The organism is Arthrobacter sp. 10T425, assembly GCF_056393985.1.
The window spans coordinates 168,683-181,730 of the sequence record NZ_JBFTGZ010000006.1 but is presented as its reverse complement, the minus strand read 5'-3'; the positions used below and the strand labels follow the sequence as shown (position 1 = coordinate 181,730).

At 68.4% G+C, this 13,048-nt stretch carries 12 protein-coding genes; 3 read left to right on the top strand and 9 right to left on the bottom strand.

Going from position 1 to position 13,048, the window contains the following annotated elements; all coding sequences use genetic code 11:
- Nucleotides 1-45 precede the first annotated feature (45 nt).
- The 6 genes from AC1DDH_RS09620 to AC1DDH_RS09595 form a co-directional block, all read right to left on the bottom strand.
- The gene (locus AC1DDH_RS09620; protein ID WP_476955308.1) at nucleotides 46-1,722 is read right to left on the bottom strand and encodes a thiamine pyrophosphate-binding protein; all 1,677 of its coding nucleotides are present in this window, start codon (nucleotides 1,720-1,722) and stop codon (nucleotides 46-48) included.
- Nucleotides 1,719-2,798 (bottom strand): agmatinase, encoded by a 1,080-nt coding sequence (gene speB / locus AC1DDH_RS09615; RefSeq protein WP_476955307.1) that lies wholly within the window; start codon nucleotides 2,796-2,798, stop codon nucleotides 1,719-1,721. The genes AC1DDH_RS09620 and speB overlap by 4 nt, the downstream gene beginning before the upstream one ends.
- An 89-nt stretch (nucleotides 2,799-2,887) precedes the next feature.
- On the bottom strand, nucleotides 2,888-3,229 hold the full coding sequence (locus AC1DDH_RS09610) for a P-II family nitrogen regulator (RefSeq protein ID WP_230007931.1): 342 nt from the start codon (nucleotides 3,227-3,229) through the stop codon (nucleotides 2,888-2,890).
- Nucleotides 3,226-4,689 carry an ammonium transporter gene (locus AC1DDH_RS09605; protein ID WP_476873515.1) on the bottom strand — a complete coding sequence of 488 codons (1,464 nt, stop codon included), beginning with the start codon at nucleotides 4,687-4,689 and terminating at the stop codon, nucleotides 3,226-3,228. Before AC1DDH_RS09605 ends, AC1DDH_RS09610 begins: the two co-directional genes overlap by 4 nt.
- Nucleotides 4,690-4,929: 240 nt before the next feature.
- Complete coding sequence (locus AC1DDH_RS09600; RefSeq protein ID WP_476873514.1) at nucleotides 4,930-5,706, bottom strand: hypothetical protein; 777 nt, start codon at nucleotides 5,704-5,706, stop codon at nucleotides 4,930-4,932.
- Between the two features lie 102 nt (nucleotides 5,707-5,808).
- The gene (locus tag AC1DDH_RS09595) at nucleotides 5,809-6,384 is read right to left on the bottom strand and encodes a helix-turn-helix domain-containing protein (protein WP_018775913.1); all 576 of its coding nucleotides are present in this window, start codon (nucleotides 6,382-6,384) and stop codon (nucleotides 5,809-5,811) included.
- 282 nt (nucleotides 6,385-6,666) lie between these two features.
- On the opposite strand from AC1DDH_RS09595, the gene AC1DDH_RS09590 reads away from it, so the two are divergent.
- Nucleotides 6,667-8,190, top strand: a complete 1,524-nt coding sequence (locus AC1DDH_RS09590; RefSeq protein WP_476851375.1) for a sodium:solute symporter family protein — start codon at nucleotides 6,667-6,669, stop codon at nucleotides 8,188-8,190.
- Between the two features lie 108 nt (nucleotides 8,191-8,298).
- Here AC1DDH_RS09590 and AC1DDH_RS09585 read toward each other — a convergent pair whose 3' ends face one another.
- Nucleotides 8,299-8,535 carry a hypothetical protein gene (locus AC1DDH_RS09585; protein WP_079550403.1) on the bottom strand — a complete coding sequence of 79 codons (237 nt, stop codon included), beginning with the start codon at nucleotides 8,533-8,535 and terminating at the stop codon, nucleotides 8,299-8,301.
- Between the two features lie 234 nt (nucleotides 8,536-8,769).
- Here AC1DDH_RS09585 and AC1DDH_RS09580 point away from each other — a divergent pair, with 234 nt between their 5' ends.
- Both AC1DDH_RS09580 and AC1DDH_RS09575 read left to right on the top strand, forming a co-directional pair.
- A complete protein-coding gene (locus AC1DDH_RS09580) occupies nucleotides 8,770-10,062 on the top strand; it encodes a VIT1/CCC1 transporter family protein (RefSeq protein ID WP_476955306.1) in 1,293 nt (430 codons plus the stop codon).
- Nucleotides 10,062-11,021 carry a matrixin family metalloprotease gene (locus AC1DDH_RS09575; RefSeq protein ID WP_223914243.1) on the top strand — a complete coding sequence of 320 codons (960 nt, stop codon included), beginning with the start codon at nucleotides 10,062-10,064 and terminating at the stop codon, nucleotides 11,019-11,021. The genes AC1DDH_RS09580 and AC1DDH_RS09575 overlap by 1 nt, the downstream gene beginning before the upstream one ends.
- Nucleotides 11,022-11,025: 4 nt before the next feature.
- On the opposite strand, the gene AC1DDH_RS09570 is transcribed toward AC1DDH_RS09575, so the two are convergent.
- Together AC1DDH_RS09570 and AC1DDH_RS09565 are read right to left on the bottom strand one after the other, a co-directional pair.
- Entirely contained in the window at nucleotides 11,026-12,159 is a 1,134-nt protein-coding gene (locus AC1DDH_RS09570) for an LOG family protein (protein ID WP_476955305.1), read from the bottom strand.
- Nucleotides 12,160-12,267: 108 nt separating this feature from the next.
- Nucleotides 12,268-13,044 carry an SDR family NAD(P)-dependent oxidoreductase gene (locus AC1DDH_RS09565; RefSeq protein WP_476873511.1) on the bottom strand — a complete coding sequence of 259 codons (777 nt, stop codon included), beginning with the start codon at nucleotides 13,042-13,044 and terminating at the stop codon, nucleotides 12,268-12,270.
- Nucleotides 13,045-13,048: the final 4 nt, after the last annotated feature.

Genomic DNA, 13,048 nt, shown 5'->3' with positions numbered 1-13,048 from the left:
GGCCGGTCCGCGCTGCGCAGCGGTGCTGCTGTGGTGTTGGTGCGCCTACGTGGCCAGGTGGGTGGGGCCGAACATCTGGAGCAGGGTTTCGACGACGACGACGTTGGGGCCGTCCGCGGCGAAGCCCGCCTTCAGGGCGTCCCCGACGTCCTCCGGGGCAACCCGGACGGCCGGGACGCCGAAGGACTCTGCCAGCTTGACGAAGTCGGGGCGGGCGAGCTCAGTGGCCGTGGCCTTGCCGAAGGCGCCGACCATGTATTCGCGCAGGATGCCGTAGCCGCCGTCGTCCACAATGAGCCAGGTGACCGGGACGTTGTGCTGCTTGGCGGTGGCGAGCTCGGAGATGGAGTACATCGCCGAGCCGTCGCCGGAGACGGCCAGCACTCTGGCGTGTCCGGCAGGTGCGCCGACGGATGCGCCGGTGGTTTCGAGCCCGACGGCGCCGCCGATCGCCGCGGGGAAGCCGAAGCCCAGCCCGCCGGCGCCCTGCGCGGAGTGGAACTGGCCGTCGCGGGCATCCCAGCAGCTCCAGCCCCAGTAGGCCGAGATGGTCATGTCCCAGAACGTCTGCATGGCCGCGGGAACGGCCTCGCGGATGTCGGCCATGAACTTCAGTTCCTTGCCGAGGTCCTGGGACTCGAGCCGGGCCTTGACCTTGGCCAGGGTGTCCTTGACGAGTACCTCGGGAGCCGTGCCGTGCCAGTCGGCACGTTCGCCGTGCGGTTCAGTCAGGGCGGCGTCGAGGGCGGCCAGGGCCTGGCCGGCGTCCGCCCGGATGCCCAGTCCCGGGCGGTTGGACTCCAGGACGCGGGGCTCGGCGTCGATCTGGATGATCCGGCCGCGCGGTTCAAAGGTGAAGTAGTTGGAGGTGACCTCGCCCAGGGAGGAGCCGATGACGATCAACACGTCGGCGTCCTCGAGCACCTCCGTCATGTACTGGTCCTCGATCCAGGACTGCAGGGAGAGCTCATGGTTCCACGGGAACGCGCCGTTGCCGCCCGGGGTGCAGATGACCGGCGCCCGCAGCTTCTCCGCAATCGAGAGCAGCGACTTTTCGGCATGGCCCCGGCGGGTGCCGCCGCCGGCGATGATGGCGGGACGTTCCGCCGTCGATAGCCATTTCACGGCTTCGCGGACCAGCTCCACGCGGGGCGGGTTGTCAGCCGCTTCGGCGAGGGCGTCCTCCACGGGAGGCACCATGATGGGGTCCAGCAGGACGTTCTGCGGGATTTCGAGCCACACGGGGCCCTGCGGCGAGGAGATCGCCTCGGTCCAGGCATCCTGGATGGCCGAGGGGATGCCGGAGGCGTGCTGGATCAGCCGCTGGGACTTGGTGACGTTCGCGGCCGAGGCCTTCTGGTCATCGAGCTGGTGCAGCATGCCCTTGCGCCGGGCGCCAAGGCCCTCGAGCGGGATCTGGCTGGCCACGACCACCATGGGAACGCCGGTGGCGTAGGCCTCCTGCAGCCCGGCCAGGGACGTCAGCGCGCCCGGGCCGGTGGACAGGAACAGCACGCCGACTTCGCCAGTGGCGCGGGAGTAGCCGTCGGCGGCGAAGGCCGAGTTGTTCTCGACTCGGGAGGAGACGAAGTGCAGGTTCCCGCGGCCCATCGCGTCGAACAGGCCCAGGGCGTGCTGGCCCGGGATGCCGAAGACCGTCTTGGCGCCGAGTGCCTCAAGGGTTTCGACGACGAGGTCCCCGCCGTTGCGCACGCCGGTCATCGCGAAGCCACCGGCGAAGCCACAGAGGAGCTGAAGCCGGCGGGTCGGTGGGATTCCTGGCCGAGGGCCTGGGCAGCGTAGCCGTTCGGGGCGCCGAAGCGGTCCCCTTCGACGGCGCGGTCCGCCATCAGTGTTACGAGTTCGTAGGCGACGTGGCTTGCCGCCACACCGGTGATCTCGGCGTGGTCGTAGGCCGGGGCGACCTCGACGACGTCGGCACCGACGAGGTTCATGCCGCGGAACCCGCGGATGATTTCCAGCAGCTCGCGGCTCGTGATGCCGCCGGCTTCCGGCGTGCCGGTGCCCGGGGCGTGCGCGGGGTCAAGGACGTCGATGTCCACGGAGATATAGAGCGGGCGGTTGCCGATCCGGTCCCGGACCTTGGCGACCGTCTCCAGGACGCCCTGGTAGTAGACGTCGGCGGAGGTGACGATGCCGAAGCCGAAGCGGTGGTCGTCGTCGAGGTCCTTCTTGCCGTAGAGCGGACCGCGGGTGCCGATGTGGCTGATGGCCTCGGTGTCCAGGATGCCTTCCTCGACGGCGCGGCGGAAGGGTGTGCCGTGGGTGTACTCGGCGCCGAAGTAGGTGTCCCAGGTGTCCAGGTGCGCGTCGAAGTGCAGCATGGCAATGGGGCCGCCGGCGCGCTCGGCGGCGGCGCGCAACAGCGGCAAGGCGATGGTGTGGTCGCCGCCGAGGGTGACGAGCTTGCTGCCGGACGCCGTCAGGTCCAAGGCGTTCTGCTGGATGGTTTCGATGGCGTCGTTGATGTTGAAGGGGTTGACCGCCATGTCGCCGGCGTCGGCAACCTGGATGTTCTCGAAGGGGCTGACGTCCCAGGCCGGGTTGTACGGCCGCAGCAGGCGGCTGGCCTCGCGGATGTGGTTGGCCCCGAAGCGGGCGCCGGGGCGGTAGGAGACGCCGGTGTCGAACGGCACGCCGACCACCGTGACGTCTGCCTTGGCCACCTGGTCCAGGCGCGGCAGGCGGGCATACGTGGCAGCCCCGGCGTAGCGTGGGACGCGGGATGAATCGATGGGGCCAAGGTTGCCATTGGCCTCGATGCGCAGCTCTTCCAAAAGAAGCCTCTCCTTCGAGGATTGACCGACGGTTGTGACAGCCATCATACACTCGAAGTTTCGTATTGCGCATCAGTTGTTTACCAACCTCAGGCGATGGCCGACGCGCCCCGCTCCCCCGTGCGGACGCGGACGGCGTCGCGCACCTCGATAATCCAGATCTTGCCATCGCCGAAGCGGCCCGTGCGCCCTCCCTCTTCAATGGCAGCCATGACGGCGCCGAGGGCGCCCTCGTCGACCAGGACTTCGAGCCGCACCTTGGGCAGCAGGTCCGAGCTGTATTCAGCGCCCCGGTACACCTCGGTATGGCCCCGCTGCCGGCCGTAGCCGCTGGCCTGGCTCACGGTCAGGCCGTTGACCCCGGCCCGCTCCAGGGCCGCGCTAACGGCCGCGACCCGCTCCGGCCGCACAATCGCCGTGACGAGCTTCATGACGACACCCTGCCGCGGACGGCCTCACCCTCGGCCTCGGCGTTGGTCTCGGCCTCGGCTTTGGTCCCGGCTGGGGCTTCGGCCGGGGTCCCGGCGTGGGCCGTCGCGTGGGCCTCGGCCGCATCAGTCCGGGCATGCGGGTCACCGGGGTGGAAGCTGCCGCCGACCATGAGGAGCTCATACGCCGTTTCGGCGTGCTCCGTCACGTCAATGCCGGAGAGCTCGTCGGCCTCGGAAACGCGCATGCCTATGCTCTTGTGGATCGCGAAGCCAATCAGTGTGGTCATGGCGGCGCTCCATGCCGTGACGATCAAGGCGGTGAGAATCTGTGGCCAGAACTGCGCCAGGCCGCCGCCGTAGAACAGGCCGCCGGCCGTCTTGGTGGACGGAAGCGCGAAAAATCCGAGGGCCAGGGTCCCCCACAGGCCGCCCACGAAGTGCACGGCCACGACGTCCAGGGAGTCGTCGAGTCCGATCTTGAACTTCAGCCCGACGGCGAGCGCGCAGACGGCCCCGGCGATCGCGCCGATCAGGATGGCGCCGATGGGGTCGATGAATCCGCAGGCCGGGGTGACTGCCACGAGTCCCGCGACGGCTCCCGAGGCGGCGCCGAGCGAGGTGGCATGCCCGTCGCGCAGCCGCTCGACGAGCAGCCAGCCCAGCAGGGCGGCGCTGGTGGCGAGCAGCGTGTTGGTCCAGGCCAGGGCGGCCGTGGCGTCGGCGGCGAGTTCCGAGCCGGCGTTGAAGCCGAACCAGCCGAACCAGAGCAGCCCTGCGCCGAGCATCACGAACGGCAGGTTGTGCGGGCGGATGTTGGGGTCTTTCATGAAGCCGAGCCGTTTGCCCAGAACCACGGCAAGCATCAGTCCGGCAATGCCGGCGTTCATGTGGACCACCGTGCCGCCGGCGAAGTCGAGGGCCGAGATCTTGCTGCCGATGATGCCGGTAGGTCCGAAAATGCCGCCGCCCCAGACCCAGTGCGCGATCGGCGCGTAAACGAGCGTGACCCAAAGGGCGGCAAAGAGGAGCCAGGGGCCGAACCTGACGCGCTCGGCCACCGCGCCGCTGATCAGTGCGACGGTGATGATGGCGAACGTGGCCTGGAAGCCGACGAAGATCATGTCCGGCAGGCCTGCCGCCTTGGAGCCGATGCTGGTGGTCAGCCCGCTCAGGCCGAAGTTGGTGAAGGGATCCCCGACGAAGCCGCCCAGCGCATCCGGGCCGAAGGCCAGGCCATAGCCCCACAGGGCCCAGACGACGGCCACCACGCCCATGGCGCCGAAGCTCATCATCATGATGTTGAGGACGGACTTCATTCTGACGAGCCCGCCGTAGAAGAACGCAAGCCCGGGGGTCATCAGGAGGACCAGAGCGGACGCCGTGAGCATCCACGCGGTCGATCCGGGGTCAAGGACCTGCGGATCTGTTGCCATTCCTACTGCAAGCACAGAGAACTTCATAGCGGGAGCCTTCCTCGAGTGCCGGCGCTCCGAGGGCGCCGATGCGGCGAGACCATGTGACGTTTGGGACTGACGAGCGTCCCCCCGCCGTTGACGCTACTCACGGCGTGTTTCGGGAAGGCTTTCCCATTCTTGCGGGCACGTTACGTGCCGGCTCCGGGCATTAAATTGCCGTTTCCGGCAGATTGCCAGGATGTGACGCACATCTCACCAGGGCCGATCTCACCAAGGAAAGGGACGTCAGCTGTACTTGAGGGTGAGCAGCAGGCGCTTGAGCTGGCTGTACTGCTCCGTGGTCATCCAGGCCTTGGCGGCGTCGACGGAGGCAAACGCCGGGCTGCCGAAGAGCACCTTGGCCTCCGCCCCGCCGTTGGCGAAGCTGACGTAGGCGGAGCCGGAGTCAGAGACCGCGGGCGCGAAGTCGCGTTGCTTGCGGACGCTCATGTGGAAATCGGACTGGTCGGCGAGGGAATCGAACGCGAAGCCGAAGGCCAGCTGCTCGCCGTCCACATCTTTCAGCCCCGGCACCGGGGCGGTGTCCAGCACGGTGCGGGCCACAGGGCCGGAAGCGTTGCTGGCGCTGGTGCTGCTGGTGACGGAAGCCAGTTCGTTGCCGGTGGCGTCGGCGATGACCGCCTGCACGTCCCGCAGCTTGGCCGCGTTCCCGGGCGAGCCCACCAACCGGACGGACCAGCCGCTCGGATAGGAGAAGGAGAGGTGCCCGTCCGGGAAGGTGAAGGTTTTCACGCCGGCCACCGCGCTGGCCGTGGCTGTGGGCGCGGCCGGGACGGGGGTAGCGGAGGCGCTCGGGGCAGCCGAGGGCAGGGCCGAAGCGGCGGAGGAGGCGGTCGGGGCAGCCGCACCGGATTCCTGCTGCGCCGGGGCCGCGGTTTCACTGGCGGGACCGCTTGCCGTTTCGCCGGCCCGCTGGCCCGCGGCGGCGCACGAGCTCAGGCCAAGGGCGGCCGCGAGCGCGGCGGCCACGGCCAGGGACAGAAAGACGTTGTTGCGGTTCATGGATCCCCCAGTTGATGACGCGAGCGGCTTCCGCTCGTCCTGTGTATCTCCGGCGTGCGCCGTGCGGATACTTTTGCGGTGGTTACGGATGCTTTCATGCCCTCAGCGGCTGGCGGCGGGTACGAGCACCCACAGCACCTCGACGGCGTCGTCCGTGGGATTGACCCAGGTGTGGGGTTCCCGGCCGGGGAACGTTACGGTGTCTCCGGTGCTGAGCTCGAATTCCTCATTCGTGAGGATCAGGCGGATGCTGCCCTTGACCACATGCAGGACGTCGACGTCGCAGTCCACGGCATAGAGTTCGGACTCGCCGCGCCCGCGCGGCTCGATCACGGCCTGGATGATCTGGACGCGGCGCTCGGAGCGCGCGGTCAGCAGCCGCTCGACGATCCCCTCGCCGCCGAGGGAGATTCGAGGGCCCTCATTCTGCTTCGTGAGGTGCGTTTCGGGGGCGGCGAAGAGGTCGCCGATAGAGATCGACAAAACCTGGCACAGCGTTACCAGGGAGGCAACCGAGGGCGAGGTCAGGTCCCGCTCGACCCGGCTCAGGAATCCCTTGGTGAGCCCGGTGGCGTCTGCGACCTGTTCAATGGTGAGCCGCTGGGACTGCCTGGCGGCGCGGATCCGCGAACCGATGGCAACGGGAACATTGCTCGGTTCAACTGGTAGTGCCTTCATTTAGGAACCTTTCACGGCCGGCCGCTTGGCCCCATCATTGGAGCAATCCTAGCGGGAGCGGGCCTTCGTGACGCGGAGGCGGCGGCACCACGCCCGGCGTCTTGACTGTTACCGGAGTCACAGCATACTCTTCTGGGCAACATGTGTTGCCTATAAGGCAAAACCGGAGGTTCCGACGGAAATCCTCCTCTACCCACGTCATGCAGCGGCAGCCTTGCCGACCACCCTGTTGAGGCCCGGCAGGCCCGCATCCGCTGTCAACCAGCTCCAAGGAGCCTTTATATGGACGCAACTTTCGTCAACATCGCAATCGTGGTGGTGTACCTGGCCGCCATGCTGGCGTTCGGATGGTGGGGCAAGTCCCGCACCAAGAACAATAGCGACTTCCTCGTGGCCGGCCGCCGCCTCGGTCCGTTCCTCTACACCGGCACCATGGCCGCCGTCGTCCTGGGCGGCGCCTCGACCGTCGGCGGCGTGGGCCTGGGCTACAAGTTCGGCATCTCCGGCATGTGGCTCGTCGTCGCAATCGGCGCCGGCGTCCTGCTGCTGAGCCTGCTCTTCGCCAGCACCATCCAGAAGCTGAAGATCTATACCGTCTCCCAGATGCTGACCCTGCGCTACGGCAGCAACGCCACGCAGACCTCGGGCATCGTCATGCTTGCCTACACGCTGATGCTCTGCGCCACCTCCACGGGCGCCTACGCCACCATCTTCGTGGTGCTCTTCGGCTGGGACCGCGCCCTCGCGATCGCCGTCGGCGGGGCAATCGTGCTGGTGTACTCGACCATCGGCGGCATGTGGTCCATCACGCTGGCCGACCAGGTCCAGTTCGTCATCAAGACGGTCGGCATCTTCTTCCTGATGCTGCCGTTCACGCTCAACGCCGCCGGCGGCCTCGACGGGATCCGCAGCCGGGTGGACGCCACCTTCTTCCAGATCGACGGCATCGGCGCCCAGACGATCATCACGTACTTTGTGGTGTACACCCTCGGCCTGCTGATCGGCCAGGACATCTGGCAGCGTGTGTTCACCGCCAAGACGCCTGAAGTCGCCCGCTGGGGCGGCGCCACGGCCGGCATCTACTGCATCCTCTACGGCGCAGCCGGCGCCCTGATCGGCCTCGGCGCCCGGGTGGCCCTGCCGCAGATCGACGTCAAGGCCCTGGGCAAGGACGTCGTCTACGCCGAGGTCGCCACCCACCTGCTGCCCATCGGCATCGGCGGCCTCGTGCTGGCCGCCGCCGTCGCCGCCATGATGTCCACCGCCTCCGGCGCCCTGATCGCGGCCGCCACCGTGGCCCGCGCCGATGTGCTGCCGTTCGTTGCCGGCTGGTTCGGCAAGACGGTCAACACCGATGACACCGACAACCCGGAACACGACGTCAAGGCCAACCGCATGTGGGTCCTGGGCCTGGGCATCGTGGCAATCGTGATCGCCATCGTCACCAAGGACGTTGTCGCGGCCCTGACCATTGCGTACGACATCCTGGTAGGCGGCCTGCTCGTGGCCATCCTTGGCGGCCTGGTCTGGAAGCGCGGCACCGGCGTCGCCGCCGCGGCGTCCATGGCGGTGGGCTCGGTCATCACGCTCGGCACCATGATCATCCTGGAAATCAACGCCGAGGTTCCGCTGGACGGCATCTACGCCAACGAGCCGATCTACTACGGCCTGGCGGCTTCCGCGGTCGTCTACATCGCGGTGTCGCTGCTGACCAAGCCGACGGATCCCGCGGTCATGCAGAACTGGCGCCGGCGTGTCGCCGGCCGCGCGGCCGAGGAAGAAAAGGCCCCGGCCCTCACGCACTAGGGCCCAGGCCCGGCTGGGTCTAGACCGCAAGTTAAAGGTCGACGGCGGCGCTCCCCATTCGGGGGCGCCGCCGTCGGCCTTTAGGCAACTTAACGGGCCGCGGGAGGATCACTCATTTTCCTCCGGCGCAAGGAATTCTTCACCTTCCACGGGTACCACCGGCTTCTCGTCGCCCAGGAAGTCTTCCGCGTCCAGGGGAACGAGCCGGTCGGCCTCTTCGAGAAGCTCCTCGTCCTCGGTCTCCGCGGCATCACTGACGGGCGCGTCCTCGGCGTAGTCGTAGGCGGGATCGGACTCGAGTGACTCCCGGGCCGGCTGGATGGGATGTGATGCGGTGCTATCCATGATGCAACCTCCATGCGGCTTCGGTGGCGGCAAGGCCCCGGGGAGCCCGCCCTGGGTTTCATTCGAACACCGCGGACCCGGGCGGTCAAGGGCTCACAATTGCTGCCGGAAAGCGGCTGCGGGCGGGCCCGCCGGGGCAGGGCAGTTACGGCCTCCCTAAACTTTCCACTGAGGATTGCCAGCCGGAAAAGCGCGGAAATACGGGGTAGTCTGGAGTCGCAATGGGGCCGGACCATGCCCGACCAAACCCAGGAGTTTTTCGTGTCTCAGCACACCGAATCGGACCGCAACGATTCTTCGCAGCACCACCCGACACAGCCCTCTTCGGTCCGCGATACGGACCCGCGCCCCGCCTCGCCGCACGCCTCTGCTGGCCCCGGGGCGGCTCCCTCCACTGCCGCTCCCGTCAGCGCACCGAGCCCCTCGCCCGCAACAGACGCGAGCGCAGCGCCCAGCGCAGCGGACATCAAGCGCTGGCGACAGTATCTCGCCGATGAACGTGCCGAGGCGGCCGTCTACCGGGACCTGGCGCAGAACCGCGCCGGGGAGGAACGCGCCATCCTGCTGGCGCTGGCCGAGGCCGAGGGACGCCATGAAGCGCACTGGCTCCAGTTGCTGGGCGATCACGCCGGCAAGGACCGGCATGCCTCCCTCCGGAGCCGGTTCCTGGGCTTCCTGGCCAGGCACTTCGGCTCGGTCTTCGTCCTGGCCCTGGCCCAGCGGGCGGAGAGCCGCTCCCCGTACGCCACCGAATCGTTCGCCACCCCGGCCATGGTCGCCGACGAGCAGATCCACGAAGAAGTGGTCCGCGGGCTGGCCACCCGGGGCCGCAACCGGCTGGCCGGAACGTTCCGCGCCGCCGTCTTCGGCGCCAACGACGGGCTGGTCAGCAACCTGTCCCTCGTCATGGGCATGGCGGCCTCGGGCGTGGGCAGCCAGGTGGTACTCCTCAGCGGCGTCGCCGGGCTGCTGGCCGGCGCACTGTCCATGGGGGCCGGCGAGTTCATTTCCGTGCGGTCGCAGCGGGAGCTCCTCGCCGCGACCCGACCCACCCAGATCACGTTGGCGGCGGCGCCGCTGCTCGATATCGAGCACAACGAACTCCTCCTCGTCTACCTGGCCCGCGGCATGTCCCGGGAGGCCGCCGAGCACCGCGTCGCGGAGCGGATGGGCCTGTTGGACTGCGACTGCGATCCCAGCCTGTCCCTGCGTCCGGAACTGCCCGAAAGCGAGGACCAGCACGAGGCGGTCGGCACCGCCTGGGGCGCGGCGGCGTCGAGCTTCTGCTTCTTCGCCTCGGGCGCGATCGTGCCCATCATTCCCTTCCTGCTGGGCATGACAGGACTCGCCGCACTGGTGGTTTCCGCGTCCCTCGTCGGCTTGGCGCTGCTGCTTACCGGCGGCGTTGTGGGCCTGCTCTCCGGTACCTCGCCCGCCACCCGCGGCGTGCGCCAGCTGGCCATCGGCATGGGTGCCGCGGGCGTGACGTACCTGCTGGGCATGGCCTTCGGCGCCGTGGTTGGCTAGTGGACGGCCCTGAATTTCGGGACCGCGGACCTCGGCACAGCCGGCCAGCCACCGCTCTGCGGATCATCAGGAACCTCGCCGCCGCTGCGGTGATCGCCGCCGGCGCCTTCCTCACCGCCGGACTCGTCTACGGCGATCCGAGGTTCACGGGCCTCTTCGAGGTCTCCCGAGGAACGGGGAACAACGCAGGGCACAGTGCAGAAAACAAAGCAGGCAGTGACCTGCAGGCACAGCCCCAGGCTGGCCAGAAATCCGGCCAGCCTGCCGTGCCGGCCGGCGAAGACCGGACGGACACTCCCCCGCCCGGGCTCGAGGAGCAGGACCACCCCCTCGGCGCGGCCCGGAAACCGGAGGCCGCCAGCACCTCGTACAAGTTCCTCGCAACGAATGACGACGGCACTCCGGTGGGTTACTCGCCGTGCCGCCCGCTGCACTACGTCATCAATGCCGCCCTGGCCCCGCCGGGTGCCGAGCGGCTCGTGGACGACTCGATCAGGACGATCTCGGAGGCCACCGGAATCACCTTCATCAATGACGGCCCCACGTCCGAGGCCCCCTCGTCCACACGTGCGCCCTACCAAAAGGATCTCTACGGGGACCGGTGGGCGCCGCTGCTGATCGCCTGGACCACCCCGGAGCAGGCGCCGCAGCTCAAAGGCCCGGTGATCGGCACAGGCGGAAGCACACACTTCAGTTTCGGCGACGGCCCCAAGAGCTTCGTCACCGGCAGCCTGGAGCTGGATGCCCCGCAAATCGCGGAAGACCTGGACCGCTCCGAGGGAGCGGCCTATGCCACGGCCGTGATCTTGCACGAGCTCGGCCATGTGATGGGCCTGGAGCATGTCGATGACCCGGCCCAGCTGATGTACCCCGAGATCGGAGCCCCGGACGGGCTTGCCGCCGGCGACCTGAACGGACTCTACGAGCTCGGCCACGCCCAGTGCCGCAAGGATCTCTGACCCCCTAGCGCTCCAGCGCCTCAAGGGCTTCTTCGACCGTATCGACCAGGAAGATCCTTCCCTCCATCCGGCGCCCTGACGCCAGGCTCTGTAAGAGGGGCCAGGCCGGGAATCGCCGCAGCCAGTGTTCGTGACCCACCAGGACCATGGGAGTGACGGTTTCCGGAGCGGCGTAGTAGTTCTCGCAGGCGTCCTGGAAGATCTCCTGGACCGTGCCGCCCGAACCCGGCAAAAAGACGATGCCGCCGTTGCACAGTTCAAGCAGGATGGCTTCCCGGATGGCATTCGCGAAGTATTTGGCCACATGCGTGGCAAAGAAGTTCGGTGGTTCATGGCCGTAAAACCATGTGGGAATCCCCAGCGACGGCACACCCGCCGGGTGGCGTTGGGCGACCGCCGCGGCCGTCCGCGCCCAGGCGGCCACCGAGGGGCGGAAGGACGGCACCGCCGAGAGGTCGGCCAGGGCCCGCCGGAAGTCCGGTTCGGGGGCCTCGCTGAGGAAGGCGCCAAGATTCGCGGCCTCCATGGCCCCGGGGCCGCCGCCCGTGGCTACCACCCGGCCGCTGCGGGCCAGCAGCCGGCCCAGCAGCGCGGCTCCCTCAAAGACGGCGGTGCCGCGGCGGGCAATGTGTCCGCCCATGACCCCCACCATCGTGCGGCCGGCGCGGAGATAGGTGCCGGCCAGTTCGTCGAGGGCCACGCCGATCGAGTGGTCATGCAGGGCGGCGGCCAGCGTCGCATCCAGCCGGCGTCGCTGGCCCGGCCGGATGCTCCACTGGTACACCCGCGCGTCGAGCGTGTCCTCGTAGGGTGAGGTGGCGATCCCGGAATAGAGTTCCTGCGGCGTGTACAGCTGCCCGCGGTAGGGGTTGAACGGCACGGCCGTGAGCCGGGGAAAGATGAGGGCGCCCCGGCTGCGCAGCAAGTCCTCCACACCGTCGTCGAACCTGCAGCCCAGGAAGACCGCGCCCTGGGCCTCAAGCGCCTCCAGCTGGGCCCGGCGGCCCCGCAGGTCCAGCGACTGGACATGCCAGCCGTGCATGCTGCGCGCCCCCGCCGCGACCAGCCGGTCGAAACCGGCAAGGCTCTCGACCTCCAACGTGCGGGGGCTGGGGTGAAGGCTGCGGGCGGCGTTCATGGAGCCAGCCTAGACCGTGGCCAAGCTCCCCCGTTGCGCTATCACTCTTAGTGGCCATTCCGGGATCTTAAGGCCCAAAAGTGATAGCGCAACGGGGGTGCGTGCGGATTAGGAGACCTGGAGGCCGCCGTTGATGTCATAGGTGGCCGCGGTGATGTAACCGGCGTCCGGGCCGAGCAGGAAGGCGATCAGGGCCGCCACTTCCTCGCGGCTGCCGACCCGCCCCATCATGATGCCCTCAGACATCTGCGCCTTGCGTTCCTCGCTCAGGGTGCCGCCCATGATGTCGGTGTCGATGGGGCCTGGGGCGATGGCGTTGACCGTGACCCCGAACTCGCCCACCTCGCGGGCCAGGGCGCGGGTGAATCCGATGATTCCGGCCTTGGAGGCGCTGTAGGCGACCTTTGAGTAGGTGCCGCCGCCCCGCTGTGCCGAAATCGAGGAGATGCTCACGATCCGGCCGAGCTTGCGCTCGATCATGCCTTTGAGCACGCGCTGGGAAACGATGAAGGATCCGCGCATGTTGATGGCGAAGACCTTGTCCCATTCCTCGACAGTGGTGTCCATGAACGGCGTCGGGGAACTGATGCCGGCCAGGTTGGCCAGCGCGACGATCGGGGGCAGCGAGCCCTCGATCTCGGTGATGGCCCGGTCAACCGACGCGGCGTCGGAGACGTCCGCACCGACGCCGATGGCCTTGACCGCACGGTTGGAACCGATTTCGGCGGCAGCGGCGCTGGCGTCCTCGGCATTGATGTCCAGGATTGCGATGGACCAGCCCTCGCTGGCCAGGCGGTCGGCGGCGGCACGGCCGATGCCGCGGGCTGACGCGGCTCCGGTCAGGACCACGGTGCGTTCAGTGGGGAACGGGGTATTTGATGTCATGACG